This window comes from Ferrimonas sp. YIN67, assembly GCF_057219095.1.
This window is the reverse complement of sequence record NZ_JBXVVJ010000003.1, coordinates 283,917-305,358: the sequence shown is the minus strand read 5'-3', so window position 1 is coordinate 305,358 and position 21,442 is coordinate 283,917. Positions and strand designations below refer to the sequence as shown.

Here is a 21,442-nt window from a genome sequence, read left to right as displayed (position 1 = left end):
CTATGCAGATCGAGCCTGCCGCACGCTTACTGGTGGTGGACGACGACGAGGCCACCCGGCTGCGTCACCAGGGCTATTTCGAACAGGCGGGGTACCGGGTACACAGTGCCGACAGTGCCGCGGCCATGCGTGCCCAGCTGGCTCAGCAGGAGTTTGAACTGATCCTGCTGGATGTGAATTTGCCCGATGAAGATGGTCTGCTGCTGACCCGGGAGCTGCGCAGTCGCTCGACCGTGGGGATCATCCTGGTGACCGGTCGTGATGACGCGGTGGATAAGATCGTTGGCCTGGAGATGGGGGCCGATGACTATGTCACCAAGCCTGTGGAGATGCGTGAGTTGCTGGTGCGGGTGAAGAATCTGCTGTGGCGGATTGCCCTGGCCAGGCAGGATGCGGCCGAGGAGTCGGAACGTGTCCGTTTTGCCGGGTGGTTGTTTGAACCGATGGCCAGACGCCTGAGTCGGGACGGGATCCCCCTGGCCCTGACCACGGCGGAATATGAACTGCTGCAGGCGTTTGTCCGGCATCCCCAGCAGGTGCTGCCCCGGGAGCGTTTACTGGGCCTGGTGTCCCACCGGGTTGATGCGCCGGATCCCCGGACCATTGATGTTCTGGTGCGTCGTCTTCGGGCCAAGATGGAGGGGGAGCCGGACTGGCCCAAGCTGTTTGTGACGGTGCACGGTGAAGGGTATCTGTTTGCCGCGGCCGTGGCCTGAGCCTGTCTCATTTCCCCAGGCGGCAGACCAACCTGGATCGCTGCGCTTTGCTCTACGCCACTTTTGACGGGCCGCGGTGAAGCGGTAAGGGGGTCGTGCTCCTGGCTCCTAATAGCCCAGCCCCCCAGATCTGGGGATCCTCGCCGTTCGTCGGGGGCGCACCATTCGGCACGATGACTTAGGGGTAGGACAGGGTATAGATGGCTCGAAAGTCCGGTGCGGAGAGGCTCTGCGGGTGGGGTTGGGCACCGGACAGCAATTTGAGTACCTTGGGGCCGACAGCTTCGGGAACCGGCTCCCCCTGCAGCAAGCGTACAGCCATATCCACTGCGATCTGTCCCTGCAGGCGCATCTGATCGCTGTTGGCCATGGCCAGATCGCCCCGTTGCAGCCCAAGTGCCACAGCATGGCTGTAGTAGCTGGCCAGCACGGGAATATTCAGTCCCCGGCGGGGCAACTCGGCCATGGCGATCTCGGCGCAGATGGCGCCACATACGATCGCATCGGGAGCGGGGGCCGTCGCCAGGTATTGCAGTAGCAGGCGGCGCTGCTCCGCCAGGCTGTTGTCGCCGTAACGGGTAGCAACCAGAGTGATCCGGTCGGGATCCAGCGCTTTGTGCAACCCCTGCTCGATAAAGCGGTTTCCTCCCTGGCCTGCGGGGCCGAGCATGACCAAAACCTTCATCGGCGCGGACTCGGCCAGGGTGTTGAGGGTTTCGCCCAGGTTGTGTCCCATCTGCTGCCAGGGAACGCCCACCGTACTGGCGAGGAACCCGGGTTCGACCTGATTTACCAGTGCCAGCACTGGGATCTTCCGGGCCACCTCACGGATCGCCTCGGGTAACTGATAACTGACGCTGCCCAGCAGGATGGCGTCACTGCCCTCGTTCAGGCAGTGCTCTAGCTGCTCAAGCTGTTGCTCAGTGCCATCATACCCCCCGGCGTCCAGCGCCAGCAGTTCCAGATCCAGGGCTCTAGCCTGGCTCACCATCCCCTCGTTGATGCTGAGCCAGTAGGAGTCTTTGAGGTGGGGGTAGAGGGCACACAGGCGGAAACGGCGCTCAGCCCGATTCAGTGGCTGCCAGTGGTAGTCAGTGGTGCCATCGGCACTCCACTGCTGTAGTGGGGTCGTCAGCGTGGCGGCCAGCAGAAGAGAAGTCAACACGGTTGGGTATTCAATCGCATACAATAGAGTTACTCCATCATAGCGGATCTTTTCTTTGACCTGGTTACCCCATTTTCTCTCTCCCCGCCGCCTTGCGGGCAAGCTGATGCTGGCGTTTCTGGTGCTGGCGCTGTTGTCGGCGTTGGCGGCCGCTGTCGGCTGGTTCGGGATCCGCCAGGTCGGAGAGAGTGAACGGTTACTGACTGAGCGGGCTTTGCCCTTGCTGGAGCGGGCGCAGAGGCTAAGTCAGTTGCAGATCCAGATCCGTCTCAATAGCCAGTTGCTGCTGGAGGGGGACAGCGTCGAAGAGGCACGCCGACTGCAGGTGCAGTTACGGCAATTGGGGCGGGAGCTGCGACAGCAGCTCAATCTGCTCGAAGCGGAAGCGGAGTTGTCGGTACTGGCCAGTAGCCTGCCCAATGCCCTGTCGGCCCTGGCTGAGGCGGTGATCGTTCGGGACAGCTTGTCGGAGCAACTGGTATTGGGGCGACAGCGCTGGTCGAGAGATGCCGCCCAACTGGCCGAGCTGGCCCAAAGCCAGATCGACAATGCTCACACAGGCCTGGTGGCACGTGGCGGTGCGCTGGAGGGGCCCGAGCGTCGGGGCGCAGTAAAGGCGCTGCTGACTGAAGATCTGGCTCAATTGCAGAGGATGCAGGAGTTGCATGCCAATGGGCAGGCGATGTTGCAGCGGTTGCTGTTATCGGCGCCAACCGAGACGCTGGCGGCCCGTGCCCAGGATTATCGGTCACGGCTGGACTATCTGCCTTTGCTGATCGAGGCGGTGCCGGATCCTCAGCGGGCGGCGGTCATGGCGCAGTTGCTGCGCTCCCTGCAAGAGAGCTCCGAGCTGTTTGACTGGCTGGAACAAAGGGCAGCGGTGAAGGTTCGGATCGAACAGCTCCAGGCCGGGATCGGCACTCAGTTCGACGCGCTGAACCTAGGGCTGGCACAGCAGTTGGCCCTGGCGGACTCGGCTCGGCAGCAGGCACTGCTTCGCTCCGGGCGAGCCCACAGCATGGCTCGCTGGGCCCTGGTGTTGATTGGTCTGTTGGCGATGTCGCTGGCCCTGTATGTGGTATGGCGAAGGGTCTACCGGGATGTGGTGCGACGGATCGTCGCCTCTACCGATGCCTTGGTGGCCCTGAGTCGGGGCGACCTGTCGGCACAGATTGACGCATCCGGTGAGGATGAGCTGGCCGAGTTGGCCACTGCCTTGAAGCGGTTTAAAGCCACGACTCGGGCTAAACATGAGGCGGAGTTGGCGTTGTTGGCCCATCAGCAGCAATTGGAGCAAACAGTGGCCGCTCGGACCGAGGCGCTCGCTTCGAGTAATGCCAGGTTAGAGCGGGAGATCGCCGCCAGTGCCTCGGCCAGACGCCAGGCTGAACAGGCTAACCAAGCCAAAGACCTATTCCTGGCGACCGTCAGTCACGAGATCCGTACGCCTATGAATGGGATCCTAGGCAGTGCCGAGTTGTTGGATGATGGCGCCTTGGGGCCGAAGCAGCAGGATTATCTCAAGGTGATACGTCGATGCGGCACCTGGTTGATGGAGTTGCTCAACCAGGTGCTTGATTACTCCAAGATTGGCTCGGGGGAGAGTGTGCTAAATCCCGAGCCATTTGAGTTGGACGCCTTGGTGACCGAAGTGGTCGAGTTGATGGGCCCCAGGGCGGCGCAAAAGGGCTTGGCATTCTCCCATGAACTGGCCGAAATACCAGCCCCTGGCTATTTGGCAGATTGCCATAAGCTTCGGCAGATCCTGCTCAACCTGCTGGCGAATGCGATCAAGTTCACCTCTTCGGGTTGGGTGGATCTCTCCGTTGCCTGCCTGGGACGCGAGGGCGAGGGGGAGCGTTGGCAGTTTGTGATCTCGGATTCCGGGCCTGGGCTAACGCCGGCCCAGCAGGCCAAGGTGTTCGAGCCCTTTACCCAGCTTCAGATGGGCCAGGAGGGGGTGGGTCTTGGGTTGGCGATCTGTCGTAAGCTGGCGGACGCCATGGCAGGGAAGTTAACGCTGCGCTCAGAGCCGGGTGAGGGCAGCAGCTTTAGTCTGAGTCTGGTTTTATCCCCGGTTGCCTCAGTGCCACGACGTGTCAAACCCGCGGTTCTTCCCCGGTTGGCCAAGTGCAAGATATTAGTGGTGGAGGACAATGATACCAATGCCCTAGTGCTGGAAGGGTACCTTGAGCGGCTGGGCCAGACCGCAGTGCGGGTGGACAGTGGTGCCAGCGCCCTGCTTGCGGTGGAAAAGGAGGCGTTCGACCGACTCATGCTGGATATCAATTTGCCGGATATGGGGGGAGAGCAGCTGTTGCCTGAGCTTATGCGAACGCATCAACAGAGGCATGGCGGTCGCCCCTTAGCCCTGGCGATGTCCGCCCATGTGCTTGATAGCCAGATCTCAGGCTATCTGCAGGCCGGCTTCGATGGGTTTATTGGTAAGCCCATGAGCCTCGACAGTGTGGCTCGAGCCCTGTCTGGAGAGGGGCATGAAGCATCACTTGATGCAGCCTCAGCCCCTGAACCGGGCGAGATCGACTGGCCAGCCCTGGCACGGGATGAGGCGGTATTGGGGCGACAGCGCATGATGCAGATGGTGGGAGCATTAGAGTCTCTGAGTCAACGTTTTGCCCAGGCACCGCAAGCGCAGTGGAGCGAGCTGGCACACCAGCTCAAAGGTGCTTGTGGAGCCTTGGGGCTGCGTGCAACGGCCCGTATGGCTGAAGTGCTTGAACGTGGAGGGGATCAGCAGGACAGCCTGTCCCTCCAGCATGCCTTGAATCGGGATCTGTCTCGTCTCAATGACTGGCTGGGGCGTGATCCTTAATACCCCCTTAGGACCGGCTGGGCTCTTATGTTGGCAACGAAGCACTCTCCTTTTGCCTGGCTCTGGCTAGGGCCGGGCGATGCGTCATTCGTTGGCGAAAAGCCTCGGCGCTGTCGGTCAGGGGAAGGTTAAATGCCTTGGCCCAGTTCAGGGTTTGGCCCAGCAGAATATCGGCGACGGTTGGCTGCTCGCCGAGCAGGTAGCCACTTTGGGGCAGTTCACCCTCCACTTCGTGTAAGATCTTGGCAAATTCAAAGGCGGCAAAATTAACGTTGGCGGCGATGCGCTGCGCCTTGGGCAGCACAAATTTGTGTTTACCCAGCAACCAAAGCGGTTGTTCCAGCTCGCTGATGATCAGGCTTATCCACTGATGATGACGTGCCGAAGCCGCACTGCCCGGCATGGGTATCCACTTGCCCTGGCCGTATCTCTCCGCCAGGTAGAGAGCGATGGCGGCCGATTCGGTGATCAGTAGATCGCCATCCTTGAGTGCCGGGACCCGTCCCCTGGGATTGAGCGCCAGGAAGTCATCGTGGCGCTGGCCGCCTTGCTTGAGGTCGACCAGTTGCATCTGCCAGTCGAGGCCGAGCTCTTCCAGCAGCCAGCTGATCCGTGTTGTGCGGGTTTTGGGGTAGCCAAACAGGGTGATCATCCTTATCTCCATCATCTTCCTAACGTGTTTACCCTAGCAGGCCTGAACGTCGTGAAATAGGGGAGTGGCCCTTACTCCACCTATGGGGTGGTTGCAGGCCGCTCGGGAGTGGGTATAATGCGGCCTCCATTTGAGGGAGTAGCCGTCCTGCGCCGAAAAAGCGGGAGGGTGTGTCAACATCATTGGCCATTCGGCCGTGGCACATTCAGCCGGTGAGCTGCAACACGCAGTATCACGGCCTGGCGAGACTCGAGTGATAACGCGCCAATTGCGAGGGCTGGGCGTGGGATCATTCGTGTTGTTTCAGCCCTCGCCTCGGTGTCTCCAATTATGATCTCTCTCTTGTTGCCTCTCCTGGCATTGCTGGCCGGATTTGTCGTGCTTTCCTTTAGTGCCGACCGCTTAATTGCCAGTGCAGCGACGTTTGCCAAACACAGTGGTGTCTCCCTGGTTTTTATCGGTATGACCGTTGTGGCGTTCGGTACCTCGGCTCCCGAGTTGCTGGTTTCTGCCGTGGCTGCCATCAATGGTGCCGAAGGACTCTCCGTGGGGAATGGGATCGGCTCCAATATCATTAATGTTGGCTTGGTGCTGGGCTTGTGTGCCCTGGTGGCGCCCCTGATGGTCCACAGTCGCTTTATTCGCCGTGAGTTCCCTATTTTGGTGTTGTCCCTGGCTTTGTGCGCCCTCTTGATGGCCAATGGTGAACTGGCGGGGTGGGACGGGATCATTTTGCTTTCCGCCCTGCTGGCTTACTGCCTTTACCTGGGGCGCAGTGTCAAAAATGGTGACGCAGAGCCTGAGGAGCTGGAGTTTTTGCCGGTTTCTAAGCTGCGGGCGGCGGTTGAGAGTCTCATCATGTTGCTGCTGTTGCTGGGATCGTCTCAGGTGATGGTGTGGGGGGCGGTGGAGCTGGCCCGGGCCATGGGGATCAGCGAGCTGGTGATTGGCCTGACGGTGATCGCTTTTGGCACCAGCCTGCCTGAACTGGCGGCGGCGGTGGCTGGCGTGCGTCGTGGCCTGCACGATATCGCTTTTGCCACCGTGATTGGTTCCAACATCTTTAATCTGTTGGGGGTGATCGCGTTTCCGGCACTGTTGGGAGACGGTCTGCAACTGCCCGGGCAGGTCCTGGCGAGAGATCTGCCTGCGATGGCGATCCTCACGGCCGTTGTTGGGATCATGTTCTTTGCAGCCGTACAGCGTAAGCGCCGCCTGGCACTGACGGGCGGGGGGTATCAGGTGAGCCGGATCGGTGGCGGTGTGCTCCTGGTGCTCTTTACTGGCTATATGTGGCAACTGGCATTGAACGTGACCGCCTGAGTTTCGCCTTTGCCATTGAGTGGTCACCTTACCCTGGGGTAAGGTGACCTCAGTATTTTCGCCTCGACCTACGACCATGCTTGAATCCTTGCTGTCTGAGCTGGGGATTGGTTACCACACCTACCAACACCCCCCGCTCCACAATTGTCAGGAAGCCGACCGTCTGGCCCTGGTGCGCTCCGGTCAAAGGACCAAGTCCCTTTTTCTTAGGGATAACTATGGGAAACGCCACTATCTGCTGATCACCCGGCCCGATAAGGCGGTGGACCTCAAGGCGCTGTCCCGTGAGCATAAGATCGCCCGCCTGGGTTTTGCCTCCGCTGAGCGTCTGGCGCGTTATCTGGGGGTCAAGCCCGGCCACGTCTCCTTGTTGGCGTTGATCAACGATCCCGAGCAGCAGGTTCAGTTGTGGATAGATCGGGAGCTATGGAACGGCGGTCCGCTGCAGTGCCATCCCCTGGATAATACCCAGACCTGGGTGTTGTCCCCGCTCGATATTACCCGTCTGCTGGCCCACTGGCAGCGCGATCTGGTGTTGATGGCGGTGCCTCAGTTGGGGTAAGCCTACACTGAGGTCCTGGCTTGAACTCTCCAGGGGCTGCGCGTCGAACCATGCCCAGATCTGGCTCCACCGTCATTTTGACCTGTTTGACTTTGCTGGCCTTTGCCGGTAACTCCGTGCTATGCCGTCTGGCGCTGGAGCAGCAGGGAATGGATCCGGCCAGTTTCACCTTGTTGCGTCTGGGGAGTGGGGCGCTGCTGCTGGCCCTGTTGGTCGATCGACGGCCGGTGCTCAGGTTGACAGATCGTGGCAGTTGGCTGTCGGGTGGGCTGCTGTTGCTCTACGCTGTTGGCTTTTCCTACGCCTACCGTTTCCTTGATACCGGTACCGGGGCTCTGGTGTTGTTTGCCGTGGTGCAGTTGGTGATGCTGATGGTGGCGTTCAGGCGGGGGGAGCGGCTCAGCTCGTTGGCCTGGCTGGGGGTTGCCCTGGCCTTTGCTGGTCTGGTGCTGCTCTTTCTGCCGAACGTCCGCTCACCGGCACCGGCCGGTTTGTTATTGATGGCCCTGGCCGGGGCTGGCTGGGCGGGTTACACCCTGAATGGCAAGGGCAGTGCGACGCCGCTGCGGGATACCGCTGGCAATTTTATGCGTGCCTCGCTGCTGGCTTTCCCACTGTTCGTTCCGGCACTGCTGTGGGGGCAGTGGCCGGTCACGGGTGTGGTTCTGGCGATCAGCTCCGGCGCTTTCACATCGGCCCTGGGGTACGCTCTTTGGTATCGGGTTCTGCCTAGGCTGCCCACCGCCATTGCCGCGGTGGTGCAACTGGCGGTGCCTTTGCTGGCCGTCCTCGGTGGGCTGATCTGGATCGGCGAGATCCCCAGCCTACGCCTGCTGATCGTCAGCATGATGGTCCTGGGAGGGATCGCGATGGTGATCTGGCAGCGTCATCGCTAAACGGATAGGAATACAAAGCGTGGCGTTGGCGAGCCGAACCAGCAAAGAGGCTCCCCCGCCACGACTGCGCTGTTGAACAGCGGCAGCGACATATGCGCGCTTGTATGACAGCTCAGTCAGAGCCGGTCGACTGAACTTAGGGAGCGGATACGAAAAAGCCCCGATCTTGCGATCAGGGCTTCAAAAGTGGCTCCCCCTGCTGGACTGCTCTTTCTACGAGCTGCGCGACATACGCGCTCTTAATAAGAGCCGGTCCGCCGTTCTACCGACTGAACTTAGGGAGCGGATACGAAAAAGCCCCGATCTTGCGATCAGGGCTTCGAAAGTGGCTCCCCCTGCTGGACTGCTCTTTCTACGAGCTGCGCGACATACGCGCTCTTAATAAGAGCCGGTCCGCCGTTCTACCGACTGAACTTAGGGAGCGGATACGAAAAAGCCCCGATCTTGCGATCAGGGCTTCGAAAGTGGCTCCCCCTGCTGGACTTGAACCAGCGACATACGGATTAACAGTCCGCCGTTCTACCGACTGAACTAAGGGGGAACAAAAATGGTGCCTCGTCCCGGAATCGAACCAGGGACACGCGGATTTTCAATCCGCTGCTCTACCAACTGAGCTAACGAGGCAAAAGTGGCTCCCCTTGCTGGACTTGAACCAGCGACATACGGATTAACAGTCCGCCGTTCTACCGACTGAACTAAAGGGGAACAGATTGTTACGTGTTTAGCCTGACGTCTCAGAATATGGTGCCTCGTCCCGGAATCGAACCAGGGACACGCGGATTTTCAATCCGCTGCTCTACCAACTGAGCTAACGAGGCGAAAGTGGCTCCCCCTGCTGGACTTGAACCAGCGACATACGGATTAACAGTCCGCCGTTCTACCGACTGAACTAAGGGGGAACAGATTGTTATGTGTTTAGCCTGACATCTCAGGATGCTCCCTTAAGTCCTGTTGGACTTGAACCAGCGACATACGCTGTTTCTTACAAGAGTACAGTCCGCTGTTTTGTACCGACTGAACTAAGGGGGAACAGATTGTTACGTGTTTCGTCTGACGTCTCAGGAATATGGTGCCTCGACCCGGAATCGAACCAGGGACACGCGGATTTTCAATCCGCTGCTCTACCAACTGAGCTATCGAGGCGACGGGGCGCTATTAAACGGATTTTGCCTGTTCAAGTCAACACGATTTTTGCCGTTTGGGTGAAAGATGCGCATTGATGCGTCAAGTGGGCGAAGTTTAGACGGAATGGGGCCTTCAAGCCTCCTGGGTGAATGATTTTTGTCCGCCTCGGCGTGTGTTGAGCGTGTCGTGTTTTTGTCTCGTCACTGGTGCGCCGGTTACATATTGGCCGAATATCGCTCATCGGGGCAAAATATTTGGTCCTGAAGTCTTTGTGGAGGGGGAGGGAGCGACAATTTGTCTGGGTAATTTTCTGGCAAGGCTCAGGGAGGATGCTTGCTCCCTTGCTGTCATCCCCTAAATGGCCGAGGCGAGCCCAAAATCCCACCAGTAGGTTGAAAGGTCCGGTGGCCAAGCGAAAGATTGCGCTAACGGGTTAAGCGCATTTTCAACCTGCGGGGGTCCTTGATGATGGGGACGATTAACAGATGATAAGGATATGAGCATGGGGCCGTTAACCGGATACCGGATCATTGAAATGGTGGGGATAGGCCCTGGCCCATTTGCTGGCATGATGCTGGCTGATATGGGCGCAGAGGTGATCGCCGTTGAGCGAAAGGTGAAGGGAGGAGCGCCCCAGTTACCGGTGGACATCAATCGACGGGGTAAACGTTCGATCGTGCTCGATCTCAAGTCGAAGCCGGGACGTGAAGCGTTGCTGAAGTTGGTGGAGAGTGCCGACGGCCTGTTTGAAGGGTTTCGCCCTGGTGTCATGGAAAAGTTGGGACTGGGGCCCGAGGAGTGCCTGGCTCGCAATTCGAAGCTGGTCTACGGGCGGATGACTGGATGGGGGCAAGAGGGGCCGCTGGCCAATACGGCTGGACATGACATTAACTATATCGCTCTATCTGGTGCCTTGTACTCCAACGGCCCAGGCGACCGGCCACCAAGCCCGGCCTTGAACCTGGTTGGGGACTATGGTGGCGGCGGCATGATGCTGGCGTTTGGGTTGGTCTGTGGCTTGCTTGAGAGCAAGGGGAGCGGAGAGGGGCAGGTGATTGATGCGGCCATGACTGAGGGCTCAGCAGCTTTGATGTCGCTGATGTTTTCGTTAAAAGCTTCCGGGGTCTGGCAGGCTCAGCGTGGGATTAACTTGTTTGATGGTGGTTGCGGCTATTACGGTAGCTTTGCCTGTGCCGATGGGGCTTTTGTTGCAATGGGGCCGATAGAACCGCCTTTTTTTGCTCAGTTTGTCGAGTTAGTTGAAGGTGATCCAGAATGGCTGACGTGGCATAGCAATCCACGTAAGTGGTTTGAACTTCGCCAAGCCTTGACGGCTCTGTTTGTTAGCCAGCCCCAAAGTCATTGGGCATCGCTGTTTGATGGAACGGATGCGTGTGTCACACCAGTCTTGCCGTTCTGGCAGGCGCATGAACACCCGCATGCTAAGGCTCGAAACAGTTTCGTGGAGATCGATGGAGTTGTTCAGCCGGCACCAACGCCCAGATTCAGCCGGACGGTACCTCAGGTACCGCAGGCGGCGCCCGGTGTTGGGGAAGATGGTCCGGATCTGCTGGCAGAGCTGGGTTTGGACGCCGAGGCGATCGGCCAGTTGCTCGGTGGAGATGATTGCTAAAACCCTGCTGTAGGGAGAGGCAGTGATGGGTTTGGTCGTGCTGTGGAAGCTCCATCAGGATTGATGCGAGAACCGGCTGTGGCGGGATGGAATGAGGAGCATGCATGTATCAGAAAGATATATTACAGGGACGAGTGGCCTATCTGTCTGGCGGCACCAGTGGCATTAATCTGGGGATCGCGAAGGGCCTGTCGGCGTACGGTGCCAAGGTGGTGGTGATTGGACGTAACGAGGAGAAGGCTCAGGCCGCGGCGGAGGCGATCCGTCAGCATGCTGGTGGCCCTGCCCTGGCTTTTTCTGCCGATGTGCGGGACTACGATGCGGTGATGGCTACGCTGGAGCAGACAAGGGAGCAGTTTGGTGAGCCTGACATAGTGATTGCCGGTGCTGCTGGCAATTTCCCGGCACCGGCTTCGGGGATCAGTGCCAATGGTTTCAAAACCGTGGTCGATATCGATCTGTTGGGCACTTTCAATGTCTTCCGAGCCGCCTATGAGCATTGCAAAAAGCCGGGCGCCAGTTTTATTGCCATTACGGCGGAGCAGGCGGTCAAGGCCACACCATTTCAGGCTCATGTGGGAGCGGCCAAGGCCGGGATCAACATGCTGATCAAGGATCTGGCTTTCGAGTGGGGCCGGGAGGGGATCCGGGTTAATGGGATCTGTCCCGGACCTATCGAGGATACAGAAGGGATGCGGCGCTTGGCACCCACGGCAGAGATTGAACAGGCGATGAAGGCACGGATCTCCTTGGGACGCTTCGGTGATAAGGAGGATATTGCCAATGCGGCCGTATATCTGTGCAGTGAACTGGGCCGTTATATAACGGGAACGATTCTGGATGTGGATGGTGGGTGTCAGCTAGGGGATGCCAGCGGTAACCTTATCAAGGCATTACCCAAAAAAGGTGGCGCCTGATCAAAGTCGTTTAGTGGGTTTGGAGGGCCGGTGCTGTTGTGCACCGGCTTTTTTGATCCGGATAAAAATCGGTTCGCGTGAGTCGTTATTTCCCTGTGGGTGAAGGTTTTTATCCTGAGGCGGACGAAAGCGTTAAGTGTTCAGACCGAGTGTGTTTATTGATGAGATATTTGCCAGCGTAGTGAGATTTTTATCACAGGGGGAGAAGGGGTTTATTGGTAGCATGACAACATGCTTATCTCGCAACTCAAGTTGATGATAAAAAAGAATAATATTCAATGCTGAACCTTTCAAAGTCGGTGGATTTTGACCCGGAAGAGGTTTGCCTGATCGATAAACGTTCAGGCGAACGCATTGTACTGACGCTTTCTGAGTCGTCGGTGTTAGCGGCATTGATTGCTCACCGTGATGAGGTTTGTAGTAAAGAGGCCTTGTTGGCAGCGGGGTGGCCCGAGCGCGTCGTAGCGTCTTCCTCCTTGCTGCAGTGCATCAGTCTGCTTCGTAAAAAATTGCAGCCTTACCCCGAGATAGAGTTAAAGACGGTGGCGCGCAAAGGCTATCAGTTATCCCTACGTGTGTTTGATGAAGACGTGGCCCCTCCTCAGCGGTCAAAGCGATTGGGACTGATCCTGGTGACGCTCGGCGTTGTACTCTTGCTAAGTGCTGCCAGCTGGTATGTCAGTGATTACCATAAAGCATTGAAAAACAGTCATGCCTGGAGTGGAAGTGTCAATCGGAGTTTGATCATTGGCAGTGCTCGCGGCCCATTGCGATTACTGTTGCGCTCGGATCAAGAGGCACCCCTTCCGGCCAGTTGGCAGCGTCACTTTACCCAGACTCCTTTGGTCTCCATGGGGTTCAATCATTTCCTCTCGGTGGGTTTGGCGAGTGATTATGGCCATTCACTGGCGTTGTGTCCGCATTATCGAAAGGGACGTTGTGATGGTAAGGACTTGCTCAACTTGACGTTTCCTCATGGTCAGCAGGTGGATTTGGATCTTCTGGCGTTCATGGAGCTGGCCGATACCATGGAGGGGCGGATCCGTTACAACCGGATCCAACTGCCTGATACCTCTCAATTTAGTGGCGAACTGGTGGAGCAGATCTATCAGGGCGATCTCTACTTTCCCGCCAACGATCGCCGCCTGATCCGGGTTGACCACAGCATCTCACTGGTTTACCGCAATGAAGATCATGGTGTGATGGCTGTGAGTTTCTGTGTGACCGACCAAGACTGCGCGACCTCGCCCATCAAGTTCCGCATGGAGGGGCGCTTCTCACGTTATGAGGTGCCGTTTGATTCCGGCATAATCGAGGCTTTCCAGGTGAAGATCACCGAGAAGCAGATGTTGACGCCGGAGCGTGTCAGCCCGGCGGCCTTGGGTTTCTATCGTGATCTGCGTCGCCGTAGCTTGGATCCTCAAGAGATCTATTTTTACCGCCTGTATCAGGATGAAGGGTCAGCCCTGTGGATCATCCCTTTCATGGGGCAGACGCTGGGATGGATGGAGCGCACCGAACTGAAAATGTGACTTGCGTGAGAATGGCGCCATGGGCGCCATTTTTGTGTTTAGCCCGGATGAGGCTGAGCGTATTTGTCGATGAGCTGGTCCAGATAGGCGGGAATGGCTTGATCGGTCCAATCCAGATAACCACGGACAAAGCCAATCAGGTTCCCTTCGCCATCCAGCAGGTAGGTGGCTGGAACCACGTTGACGGGAACAGCAGTACCTATGATGTGCTCAGGATCGTACCAGGTGGCTAGTTCTTCCATGTTGTTTTTGCTCAGCATGTTACGTACGGACTGTGGCAGATCGCCCTCCTGATCTATGTTCAGGGGGACCACGGTCAGTGCCTTCTCGGCATAGTTCTGGCGGATCTGCTCCATCTCCGGTAACTCTTTTCGGCAGGGGCCGCACCAGGTGGCCCACAGGTTCACCAGTACGATCTTGCCCTGATGTTCGCCCAGAGTCACGTGCTCACCAAGATCATTGGTAAAGGACAGTTCGGGCATGCGCCTGGCCTGAGAAAACTCAATCAGGCGGGAGAGGACCATAGGTTTGGCAAGGGGTGTGCCGGTATCGTATGCCTTTTCAAGCTGTGACGTCGCGTACGCGGGCAGGCAGAGTAGGGTTGCCAGCATCAGGGTGAAGGCTCTCATTGTTTTTCTCCTCGATGAATACGTCGACTGGCCAGTGCGACACCGACCGCCATCATCAATAACAGGACTAAGGGGCCTAGCCAGAGCACTGCCGTGCTTGGCTGCAGGGGGGGACGGTAGCGGATCTGCATACCGTATCGAGCCTCAAGCTCGGCGATCACCTCGTTTTTGCTGGCACCTGCCAACAGACGTTCGGCGATCCTTGCCTTGAGTTCGAAAGCGATGGGGGCTTGTGACTCCAGCACCGTCAGGTTGATGGAGGCTGGGCAGCGTAACTCGGCGGCGATGGCCTCGAACTCTTGCCTTTGCACCGGGTTGAGGCCGTTAGCCATACAGGGCAAGGCAAGTAGCAGCAGTAGCCAGGTTAGGCAGTGGCGGATCATGCTCGTCTCCTTAATCCATACAGGCACAACAGGGCCCCAAGCATCATTAACGCGGCACCGAGCCAGAGGCCGTTGATCCCCGGTTTATGGCTTAGGCGAAGCAGGTATTCACCCGAGTCCAGTTCGGGCCCCATCGACAGGTAGAGATCTCCCCGCGGGCGTCTCAGCAATGCAGACTCGGTTAGTTCGGTCATGTCGTCCAGATAGGTCCGTCGTTTCGGCCGAAGGGTAGTGAGCATTGTCCCCTCACTGTCTTCGACCCGGATCCGGGCGGCGGTGCCAATATAGCCTCGGCCGGTGATCGATTCTGTGGCTTCGTAGATCAGGGTGTAACCGGCGATGATCCGGCCCTTACCGGGTCCCATTCGGACCATGGCGTTCTCTTCGAAGTGCGATACCAAGGTGGCACTCAGTATGGCGATCGCCAGGCCCAGGTGGGCGAGGAAGGCACCCAAGGTAGGTGGAGCGGTTAATGATCTGGGCTCATAGACGAGGCGAAAAAGTAGGGTCAGGCAAAGGGCGATCCCCGCAGCCAATCCTGGCCACAGGTAGGGGCTGGTATCCCCCTCCATGAGCCAGGGGATCCCCGCGGCTGAGAGCGCCGCCACGACAAGAATACCTATGGTGACACGCCTCTTTTGAGGCAGTGTCGGGAGCAGGGTCAGTGTGGCCAGTAGGGCGATCAGGCAGGTGATGGGGACAAACAGGGTATTGAAGTAGGGGGGACCAACAGAGATGGCACCCAGCCCCAAGATCCGGAACAGGATGGGGTAACAGGTGCCCAGCAGCACGGCAAAGCACGCCACCAGCGTCAGCATGACGCCGAGGCCGGTCAGGCCGCTCCGACCACTGAGCACCAGGGGCTCACTGCGGGGCAGACCGCGCCAGGCTATCAGTACCAGGGCGGGTCCGACTGTGGCGATGAGCAAAAGTAGGATGGCGATGCCCCGCTTGGGATCGGAGGCAAATGCGTGAACCGAGTCAATCACACCCGAACGGACCAAGAAGGTGCCGATGAGACTCAAGGCATAGCCCAGCAGACACAGACACAGTGTCGTTGCTTTAAGGCTCCTGTCCGTACGATTGAGGTACAGCACATGGAGTAAGGCTGTGGCCACCAGCCAGGGAATAAAGGAGGCGTTTTCCACGGGATCCCAGAACCACCAGCCCCCCCAGCCCAACTCGTGATAGGCCCACCAGGAGCCAAAGGCGTTGCCCCCGGTTAGCAGAAGCCAGGTAAACAGTGTCCAGCGTCGCAGCCAACGTGCCAGCTGGGGATCTTCCTGGCGCTGCCATAGGGTGGCCACAGCGCCGGCAAAGAGTACGGTAAAGCCGACGTAACCCAGGAAGATCAGGGGAGGGTGCAGCAGCATCCCAATGTCCTGTAGCAGGGGATTGAGATCTCGCCCTTCGATGGGGACCTGGGGCAGGAGCCGGACAAAGGGGTTTGAGGTCAGCAGGATGATGGTGTTGAAACCGGCGATCACGCCACTGAGGACGGTGATCAGGGGACCTTGAAGTTGCGCTGTCGAACCGTGGTTTCGCCCCTGATGAGCACAGGCCAGGATCAGAGCAGCCGACCAAAACAGAAATGAGCCTTCATGCCCCCCCCAAAGAGCAGCGATCTTGTAGGGCCAAGCCAGTGTGCTATTGGAGTTATAGGCAACAAAGGCGACGGAGAAGTCATTTCGAAGAAAGCTCAGTACAAGGAGCATGACCGCGAGCAGGCTGCCAACCGTCATAATAAAAACCCCGGCACGTTGTAACTGCCACCGATACTCTTTATGGCAGGGGAACGCGGGAAGAGTAAATACCAGGAAGGCAGCGATTGTACTGAGAATGAAAGCGAAGTGACCAACTTCTGGTATCACGTGCTACCTCTTAATAAAACAACTGGAATGAATTTTGTTTTCCGAGGAGAAACCCTGCAGGAAGAACAACCATATCATCGAGAAATAAAGTGTCTTGAATTGCGTGGTATAATTGTGAACTCGCTCCAATTAACTCCTGATGCACTCCCTGTTGTCATTTTGAATAATTTTCCCCAATCCTTAATGTATTTGTCGGGTCAAGCAACATTCTGACCTAGTCGCACTCTTTTAGTCTTTTTTAGATCTAATAACTGCTTTTTTTGATTGTTTTCAGATGGCGGAATTTGCACATAAGTCCTTAATTTATATCTGTTTATATTTTTGTTTTCTTGGTTTTGCTTGATCAGTCCTCAAGCCTGGATGAAATGTGATCTCTAGGCGGTTTGTGCAGGATGGCTGGTGCTCTAATGGTATTCCGCGCCCGGCAGTTAGTTTAAATGGGATATTTAAGTTGGTTGTTGGGTGAGGGATGAAAATTAGGAGATGATGATGAAAACCTGGAAACTCCGGGCAACACTAGGTGCACTTGTATGCTGTAGCGCGGTGGCGGCATATGCTGCAACTGATGCAGCGAAAGGCCCTAAGCCCAAGATGTCGCCGCAAGCTCAATTGATCTTGGATAACCCTCAGGGCACCGAGGATAAAAATGGAGTGAAGACCCTGCACGATTATATTGTGCAGGAGAAGGACCTGTTTGATTTCCTGTTCGAGAACCATCCAATCTTTAAAACCTATGGACCGGAAGGGCGGTTGCTTGGTACCCCACATATCAGTGACCGGGGTGAGGAGTACCTGCATACGGGTAACTCCGAGGCTTACAGTGCTGAAAAGGGTCGGCCCTCTGCGGTTCAGTACCGCTTGGGTGCCAAGTCGATTCTGGACTATCCCAACAAATTTATTGGCCCAGAGAAGTGTGGCGAATGCCACGCGGTTCAGTACGAGAAGTGGAAGCGCTCTCGCCACGCCAATACCATCCGCTTCCCCGATGAGATCATCGAGGCGCCTAATGGCGATCTGAACGCCGGCCTGTTCGGTACTCAGGCTTCAGTATTGCCAATGGGGATCACCGAAGACGCCATCTATGCCGTGGTGGGGACACCCCGTACCAAGTATGGCTTTATCGATTCCTACCTGGTGCGTGGTACTTATCACGTGAAGGATGGCCTGCTCAAGGACGGTACGGGCACCCTGGTGGCTGGTGGCAACCAGTTTTCTCGCAACTGGGCGGAGTTCCTGACCCCCGAGATGGCCAAGAAGATCAATAAGGTGATCCCGGATTTCCCGGTGGACATGGAAGACCACGGCAAGATGGGCTCCGAGGTGTGGGGGATGAACTCCTACGGCTCCAGCTACCAGGATAAGCTGCTGTTCCAGCCAGCCGCGTCCTACTGCGAGGTGTGCCATACCTTCAAGTTCGATTTCCAGTCCTCAGATGAGTTCTTCGATGCCCTGGGCGATCCACAGAAACTGCGTGAGCACACCATCTCCAAAGGGGTGGCCTGTGAGGAGTGTCATGGCGCCGGTGCTCACCTGGATGGCGGTGTTGGCAACATGCAATCCAACTGTGAACGCTGCCATCAGCGCTTCGATTACAAGCCACAGATCGCTATGGGTCCCGACTCCAAGCCGGAAGATGCCTTTGGCGTGAAGATGAAGGGCGCCTGCCCCTCCTGTGGTACCGAAGGCTCCCAGATGTTTGGCTCAGCTCACTATGACAAGGGGATGCGCTGTACAACCTGTCACGATCCCCATGAAGTGACCGACGGCACCTACCTGTCTGGTGTGACTAAGACCAAACAGAAAAAAGCCTGTGCGGATTGTCACGACGCTCAGGCGGAGATCCACGCCAACTCCAAGGCCCACGGTGAAAATGACTGCAGTTCCTGCCACATGCCAAACATGGGTAGCTGTGAGAAGTTCACCTCGATCCAGTTCTCCGATATGGCCGGTTTCGACAACGTGCGTGCTTCTCACGTCTGGAACATCGATATCCATCCGAATCGCAAGACACTCAACCCTGCTGAAGGTCAGCCGCGCGATGGCACGGGTAAAGACTGGACCATGGCCAAGGATGAGAGTGGTTACACCTACCTGGATCTGATGTGGTCCTGTGCCCGTACCTCCGCTTCCGATCGCAACGTGGTCAATGGCAAGGGTTGTCACAGCCAGTTCCAGTCCGAACTGGATGTCGGCCTGCACTTCGTAGATCAGATGGAGATCTACGGAGAGGTGATGAAGTGGCAGGAGCCGATCAAGGCGACCCACGGCAAGGTGGTGAACTCCATCAAGCGCATTGAGCAGCTGATGAACGTGACCCGCCTGACCACCTCCGACAAGGCCAAGGTGCTGCTGCTGACCGACAAGGCCCGCGATGCCGTGGCCAAGATCGAGAAAGACGGCTCCTGGGGTGTGCACGGCTTCGAGTACTCCAAGCGGATCATCGAGGACGCCTGGATCTACGTTCAGGAAGCTCAGTCCATGCTCGATACCGGTGATTACATCGGCGAGTGATGCCGTATGGGGCCCCAGCCTGTGGGGCCCCATTGAGGAGTGTGTATGAGAAAGGCTTTATCCCTGTGTGCGGCATTGCTGTGTTGCCCGGCCCTGGCCGGTGCCGGTGGTGAGCTTCGCCCTGCCGAGGTGTACGAGACGCAGCTCAACTACATCAGCATGCTGGAAGCGGAGCAGAAGATTGGTCAGCCCGGCGTGCTGTTCTACGACGTCAATATTCTGGAGATCTGGGCCGAAGGCTACATCCCAGGGGCTATTCATTTTTTTGTCGATAACTGGAAAGAGCTGCTGCCCGAAGACAAGGATGTCGAGATGATTTTTTACTGCGCGAATCGTCTATGCAATGCCAGCGAGATCGCAGCACACGCGGCCATGTCCATGGGCTACACCAATGTTCGCCAGATGCCGGAAGGGATATATGGCTGGCGCATGTCCGGTCGTGTCACAGAAAGACCCTAACTTCGAGCTACTTAAGAGATCAGATGATGAAGATGTTTCGCAAACCTTGTTTGGCCGCCCTGACCCTTGGTGCGGTTGTTCTTTGCCTGCCCGCCCAGGCTAGCAGCGCCATGGGCAACGATGCCGAGAAAGAGTCCTATAGCCTGGGGGCCACCTTTGGCAAATACCTGGCGGGCCAATTGGCCAGTCAGGCTCAGTTGGGAGAGGGCTATGAGCTTTCCGCGCTGCTGGCGGGACTGAGCGATGCCCTTAACAACGAGGTGCAATTGGATAACGAGGCCCTGGTGGACCACCTCAATGCCCGGGCTGAACGTTTGAACCTCTTGGTCAAGGCGCAGCGGGACAAGGAGATTGAACTGCAGAAAGCCTCGTCGACCCTGTTTTTGACCGAGAACGCTGGCAAAGAGGGCGTCGTGGTAACCCCTTCGGGTCTGCAATACCAGGTACTGGAAGTCGGCGAAGGTCCCAAGCCGGCCCGTGAAGACGTGGTTACCGTCAATTTTAAGGGGTGGACCATGGACGGTGCCCAGTTTGAAAACACCTATACCCAAGGCGGTCCCAAGCAGGTGGCCTTGATCAACACCGTCGCTGGCTGGGAAGAGGGGCTGCAGCTGATGTCCCCCGGTGCCAAGTACCGCTTCGTGATGCCCGCAGAGCTGGGCTATGCAGGCATGGAGATGGGAGAGATCCCTGCCCATACTGCGCTGATCTTCGAAATTGAGCTGTTGTCCCACGCCAAGCCCGGAGCCGGAACGAGCCTGCACGGGGCGATGAACGGGCATCCATAAATTCTATTTTTCAGCTAACCCGATTGTTTGCTTACGTTTGAGGAAGTTATGGAACCACTTGCATTAACCCTGACGTGCCTGCTGTGTTGGGTCGTTGCGATCTTTGCACGGGCGCATCGCCGATGCGTGGTGGCAGGCCATGCCCCAAAGCTTCTGATCTCATGCCTCCTGTTATGCACCCTCATCCTCCCTGCAACGTTAGTGTATGGCCAATTGGGACGGTATTCAGACTGGGACTCAGGCGAGACCGAGCATCGGGTTAGCTACCTCATTCATCAAGAGATCAATACGGATCGCCTGGCCATAGAGCAGGGACCGCATGCGCCACAACGTTACCTGCGCCTGGCCAACAACCTGGCGGATGCTGGCCAATACGAGGAAGCGGCGTCGGTGATGGCGCAACTGTTGGCGCAGGCCGAACCCCAGCCGACGTGGCTTGGTCTTAGCGCGACCTATCAGTATTACCGAGATGGGCGTTACCTGAGCGATCCGGTCGTGGCACTCACTAATCAGGCCCTGGAGCTTGACTCCAGCGAGGTGAATACCCGGCTCTTGTTGGCAAACCATGCCTATCTCAATGGCCAATTTCAGGAAGCGATCGGGCACTGGAACGCCTTGCTGGCCAGCGACAAAGCCCAGGTGAATCGAGTTGCCATCGGTAATGCCATTGCCAAAGCACGGCTGGCGGACGCTTCCTGACGAACTTATTCCAACAATCACCATGAGGACGATGATGTGGACCAATTAAAGCTGCACCGACGCCGATTCCTGCAGGGGTTGGGAGCGGGCACTGCTGCCGTGACTCTGGCTGCCTGCAGCAGTCACCAAGACGAAGATGCGCAGGGGGCTCAGCCTCACTATGTGATGATGTTTGATCAGAGCAAGTGCACAGGCTGTGGTCGCTGTAAAGAGGCCTGTAATCAGGCCAATAATCTGCCCGAAGGGATGTCTCGCCTGGCACTGGAGCGCCAGAGCGACCGTGTCGAAGGGGCTGTGTGCCCCCAGTGTGGCAAAACCCAGTGCAACTGCGATCGCAAGTACGTTCGGATCTCCTGCCAACAATGTCAGAAGGCTCCCTGTGTCATGGTGTGCCCGACCGGTGCGGCCTATCGCGATCAAGAAACGGGGATCGTCTCCATGGATGGCAGCAAGTGTGCAGGCTGTAAGTATTGTATCGCTGCATGTCCCTACAACGTCCGTCAGATCAACCAAGAGACCAAGGTGGCGGATAACTGTGATTTCTGCCTGCACAGCAAGTTGGCCAAGGGGGAAAGGCCAGCGTGTGTACAGGCCTGCAAGTACCAGGCGCTGGTGTTTGGTGATGCCAACAATCCCAACAGTTACATCAGTCGCCTGCTGGCGGTGAAGAATACCCAGAGGATCCGTCCTCATCTGGGGACTGAGCCGAGCCTGCAATATGTCGCCATTCTGAAGCCGGAGGTTTGAG

General features: G+C 57.5%; 18 protein-coding genes and 6 tRNA genes. 13 read left to right on the top strand and 11 right to left on the bottom strand.

Annotation, left to right across the window (positions count from 1 at the left end; all coding sequences use genetic code 11):
* Positions 1 to 2 precede the first annotated feature (2 nt).
* A complete protein-coding gene (torR, locus tag AC2D8U_RS08590) occupies positions 3 to 716 on the top strand; it encodes a two-component system response regulator TorR (RefSeq protein WP_484618990.1) in 714 nt (237 codons plus the stop codon).
* A gap of 178 nt (positions 717 to 894) precedes the next feature.
* On the opposite strand, the gene torT is transcribed toward torR, so the two are convergent.
* Positions 895 to 1,881, bottom strand: a complete 987-nt coding sequence (gene torT / locus AC2D8U_RS08585; protein ID WP_484618626.1) for a TMAO reductase system periplasmic protein TorT — start codon at positions 1,879 to 1,881, stop codon at positions 895 to 897.
* A gap of 55 nt (positions 1,882 to 1,936) precedes the next feature.
* On the opposite strand from torT, the gene AC2D8U_RS08580 reads away from it, so the two are divergent.
* A complete protein-coding gene (locus AC2D8U_RS08580; protein ID WP_484618625.1) occupies positions 1,937 to 4,714 on the top strand; it encodes an ATP-binding protein in 2,778 nt (925 codons plus the stop codon).
* Positions 4,715 to 4,739: 25 nt separating this feature from the next.
* Here AC2D8U_RS08580 and AC2D8U_RS08575 read toward each other — a convergent pair whose 3' ends face one another.
* On the bottom strand, positions 4,740 to 5,366 hold the full coding sequence (locus AC2D8U_RS08575; protein ID WP_484618624.1) for a glutathione S-transferase family protein: 627 nt from the start codon (positions 5,364 to 5,366) through the stop codon (positions 4,740 to 4,742).
* Positions 5,367 to 5,696: 330 nt separating this feature from the next.
* Between AC2D8U_RS08575 and AC2D8U_RS08570 the strand changes: the two genes are divergently transcribed.
* From AC2D8U_RS08570 to AC2D8U_RS08560, 3 genes are all read left to right on the top strand, one after another.
* Positions 5,697 to 6,689, top strand: coding sequence for a calcium/sodium antiporter (locus AC2D8U_RS08570; protein ID WP_484618623.1), 993 nt, complete (start codon positions 5,697 to 5,699; stop codon positions 6,687 to 6,689).
* 76 nt (positions 6,690 to 6,765) lie between these two features.
* Entirely contained in the window at positions 6,766 to 7,251 is a 486-nt protein-coding gene (locus AC2D8U_RS08565; protein WP_484618622.1) for a prolyl-tRNA synthetase associated domain-containing protein, read from the top strand.
* Between the two features lie 50 nt (positions 7,252 to 7,301).
* Positions 7,302 to 8,147: a DMT family transporter gene (locus AC2D8U_RS08560; protein WP_484618621.1), complete on the top strand. Its 846-nt coding sequence runs from the start codon at positions 7,302 to 7,304 to the stop codon at positions 8,145 to 8,147.
* Between the two features lie 465 nt (positions 8,148 to 8,612).
* Here the strand turns inward: AC2D8U_RS08560 and AC2D8U_RS08555 are convergent.
* The 6 genes from AC2D8U_RS08555 to AC2D8U_RS08530 form a co-directional block, all read right to left on the bottom strand.
* Positions 8,613 to 8,688, bottom strand: a tRNA-Asn gene (locus AC2D8U_RS08555).
* Between the two features lie 7 nt (positions 8,689 to 8,695).
* Positions 8,696 to 8,771 (bottom strand) — tRNA-Phe (locus AC2D8U_RS08550).
* Positions 8,772 to 8,776: 5 nt separating this feature from the next.
* Positions 8,777 to 8,852, bottom strand: a tRNA-Asn gene (locus AC2D8U_RS08545).
* A 37-nt stretch (positions 8,853 to 8,889) separates the two neighbouring features.
* Positions 8,890 to 8,965, bottom strand: a tRNA-Phe gene (locus AC2D8U_RS08540).
* A gap of 5 nt (positions 8,966 to 8,970) precedes the next feature.
* A tRNA-Asn gene (locus AC2D8U_RS08535) sits at positions 8,971 to 9,046 on the bottom strand.
* 168 nt (positions 9,047 to 9,214) lie between these two features.
* A tRNA-Phe gene (locus AC2D8U_RS08530) sits at positions 9,215 to 9,290 on the bottom strand.
* Between the two features lie 484 nt (positions 9,291 to 9,774).
* On the opposite strand from AC2D8U_RS08530, the gene AC2D8U_RS08525 reads away from it, so the two are divergent.
* The 3 genes from AC2D8U_RS08525 (at position 9,775) to AC2D8U_RS08515 (ending at position 13,354) form a co-directional block, all read left to right on the top strand.
* Positions 9,775 to 10,905, top strand: a complete 1,131-nt coding sequence (locus tag AC2D8U_RS08525; RefSeq protein WP_484618620.1) for a CaiB/BaiF CoA transferase family protein — start codon at positions 9,775 to 9,777, stop codon at positions 10,903 to 10,905.
* Positions 10,906 to 11,009: 104 nt separating this feature from the next.
* Positions 11,010 to 11,822 carry an SDR family oxidoreductase gene (locus tag AC2D8U_RS08520; protein WP_484618619.1) on the top strand — a complete coding sequence of 271 codons (813 nt, stop codon included), beginning with the start codon at positions 11,010 to 11,012 and terminating at the stop codon, positions 11,820 to 11,822.
* A 278-nt stretch (positions 11,823 to 12,100) separates the two neighbouring features.
* Positions 12,101 to 13,354 carry a winged helix-turn-helix domain-containing protein gene (locus AC2D8U_RS08515; RefSeq protein ID WP_484618618.1) on the top strand — a complete coding sequence of 418 codons (1,254 nt, stop codon included), beginning with the start codon at positions 12,101 to 12,103 and terminating at the stop codon, positions 13,352 to 13,354.
* Between the two features lie 38 nt (positions 13,355 to 13,392).
* Here the strand turns inward: AC2D8U_RS08515 and AC2D8U_RS08510 are convergent, their stop codons facing one another.
* Genes AC2D8U_RS08510 through AC2D8U_RS08500 form a run of 3 tightly spaced genes read right to left on the bottom strand, consistent with a single transcriptional unit; the run spans position 13,393 to position 16,237 of the window.
* The gene (locus AC2D8U_RS08510; RefSeq protein WP_484618617.1) at positions 13,393 to 13,983 is read right to left on the bottom strand and encodes a TlpA family protein disulfide reductase; all 591 of its coding nucleotides are present in this window, start codon (positions 13,981 to 13,983) and stop codon (positions 13,393 to 13,395) included.
* A complete protein-coding gene (locus AC2D8U_RS08505; RefSeq protein ID WP_484618616.1) occupies positions 13,980 to 14,366 on the bottom strand; it encodes a cytochrome c-type biogenesis protein in 387 nt (128 codons plus the stop codon). Before AC2D8U_RS08505 ends, AC2D8U_RS08510 begins: the two co-directional genes overlap by 4 nt.
* Positions 14,363 to 16,237, bottom strand: a complete 1,875-nt coding sequence (locus tag AC2D8U_RS08500; RefSeq protein WP_484618615.1) for a heme lyase CcmF/NrfE family subunit — start codon at positions 16,235 to 16,237, stop codon at positions 14,363 to 14,365. Before AC2D8U_RS08500 ends, AC2D8U_RS08505 begins: the two co-directional genes overlap by 4 nt.
* A gap of 489 nt (positions 16,238 to 16,726) precedes the next feature.
* Here AC2D8U_RS08500 and AC2D8U_RS08495 point away from each other — a divergent pair, with 489 nt between their 5' ends.
* From AC2D8U_RS08495 to AC2D8U_RS08475, 5 genes are all read left to right on the top strand, one after another.
* On the top strand, positions 16,727 to 18,748 hold the full coding sequence (locus AC2D8U_RS08495; RefSeq protein ID WP_484618614.1) for a cytochrome c3 family protein: 2,022 nt from the start codon (positions 16,727 to 16,729) through the stop codon (positions 18,746 to 18,748).
* A 45-nt stretch (positions 18,749 to 18,793) separates the two neighbouring features.
* Complete coding sequence (locus AC2D8U_RS08490; protein ID WP_484618613.1) at positions 18,794 to 19,207, top strand: rhodanese-like domain-containing protein; 414 nt, start codon at positions 18,794 to 18,796, stop codon at positions 19,205 to 19,207.
* Positions 19,208 to 19,230: 23 nt separating this feature from the next.
* The gene (locus AC2D8U_RS08485; RefSeq protein WP_484618612.1) at positions 19,231 to 19,995 is read left to right on the top strand and encodes an FKBP-type peptidyl-prolyl cis-trans isomerase N-terminal domain-containing protein; all 765 of its coding nucleotides are present in this window, start codon (positions 19,231 to 19,233) and stop codon (positions 19,993 to 19,995) included.
* Between the two features lie 213 nt (positions 19,996 to 20,208).
* The gene (locus tag AC2D8U_RS08480) at positions 20,209 to 20,694 is read left to right on the top strand and encodes a tetratricopeptide repeat protein (RefSeq protein ID WP_484618611.1); all 486 of its coding nucleotides are present in this window, start codon (positions 20,209 to 20,211) and stop codon (positions 20,692 to 20,694) included.
* Positions 20,695 to 20,730: 36 nt separating this feature from the next.
* Positions 20,731 to 21,441, top strand: a complete 711-nt coding sequence (locus AC2D8U_RS08475; protein ID WP_484618610.1) for a 4Fe-4S dicluster domain-containing protein — start codon at positions 20,731 to 20,733, stop codon at positions 21,439 to 21,441.
* The last annotated feature ends 1 nt before the right edge of the window (position 21,442 follow it).

Bases quoted from the DNA above. Each gene is read 5' to 3' on its own strand.
- AC2D8U_RS08490 (WP_484618613.1), top strand. From the start codon at position 18,794: ATGAGAAAGGCTTTATCCCTGTGTGCGGCATTGCTGTGTTGCCCGGCC.
- AC2D8U_RS08495 (WP_484618614.1), top strand. From the start codon at position 16,727: ATGAAAACCTGGAAACTCCGGGCAACACTAGGTGCACTTGTATGCTGT.
- AC2D8U_RS08570 (WP_484618623.1), top strand. From the start codon at position 5,697: ATGATCTCTCTCTTGTTGCCTCTCCTGGCATTGCTGGCCGGATTTGTC.
- AC2D8U_RS08485 (WP_484618612.1), top strand. From the start codon at position 19,231: ATGATGAAGATGTTTCGCAAACCTTGTTTGGCCGCCCTGACCCTTGGT.
- AC2D8U_RS08525 (WP_484618620.1), top strand. From the start codon at position 9,775: ATGGGGCCGTTAACCGGATACCGGATCATTGAAATGGTGGGGATAGGC.
- AC2D8U_RS08565 (WP_484618622.1), top strand. From the start codon at position 6,766: ATGCTTGAATCCTTGCTGTCTGAGCTGGGGATTGGTTACCACACCTAC.
- AC2D8U_RS08515 (WP_484618618.1), top strand. From the start codon at position 12,101: ATGCTGAACCTTTCAAAGTCGGTGGATTTTGACCCGGAAGAGGTTTGC.
- torR (WP_484618990.1), top strand. From the start codon at position 3: ATGCAGATCGAGCCTGCCGCACGCTTACTGGTGGTGGACGACGACGAG.
- AC2D8U_RS08560 (WP_484618621.1), top strand. From the start codon at position 7,302: ATGCCCAGATCTGGCTCCACCGTCATTTTGACCTGTTTGACTTTGCTG.
- AC2D8U_RS08505 (WP_484618616.1), bottom strand. From the start codon at position 14,366: ATGATCCGCCACTGCCTAACCTGGCTACTGCTGCTACTTGCCTTGCCC.
- AC2D8U_RS08575 (WP_484618624.1), bottom strand. From the start codon at position 5,366: ATGATCACCCTGTTTGGCTACCCCAAAACCCGCACAACACGGATCAGC.
- AC2D8U_RS08520 (WP_484618619.1), top strand. From the start codon at position 11,010: ATGTATCAGAAAGATATATTACAGGGACGAGTGGCCTATCTGTCTGGC.
- AC2D8U_RS08510 (WP_484618617.1), bottom strand. From the start codon at position 13,983: ATGAGAGCCTTCACCCTGATGCTGGCAACCCTACTCTGCCTGCCCGCG.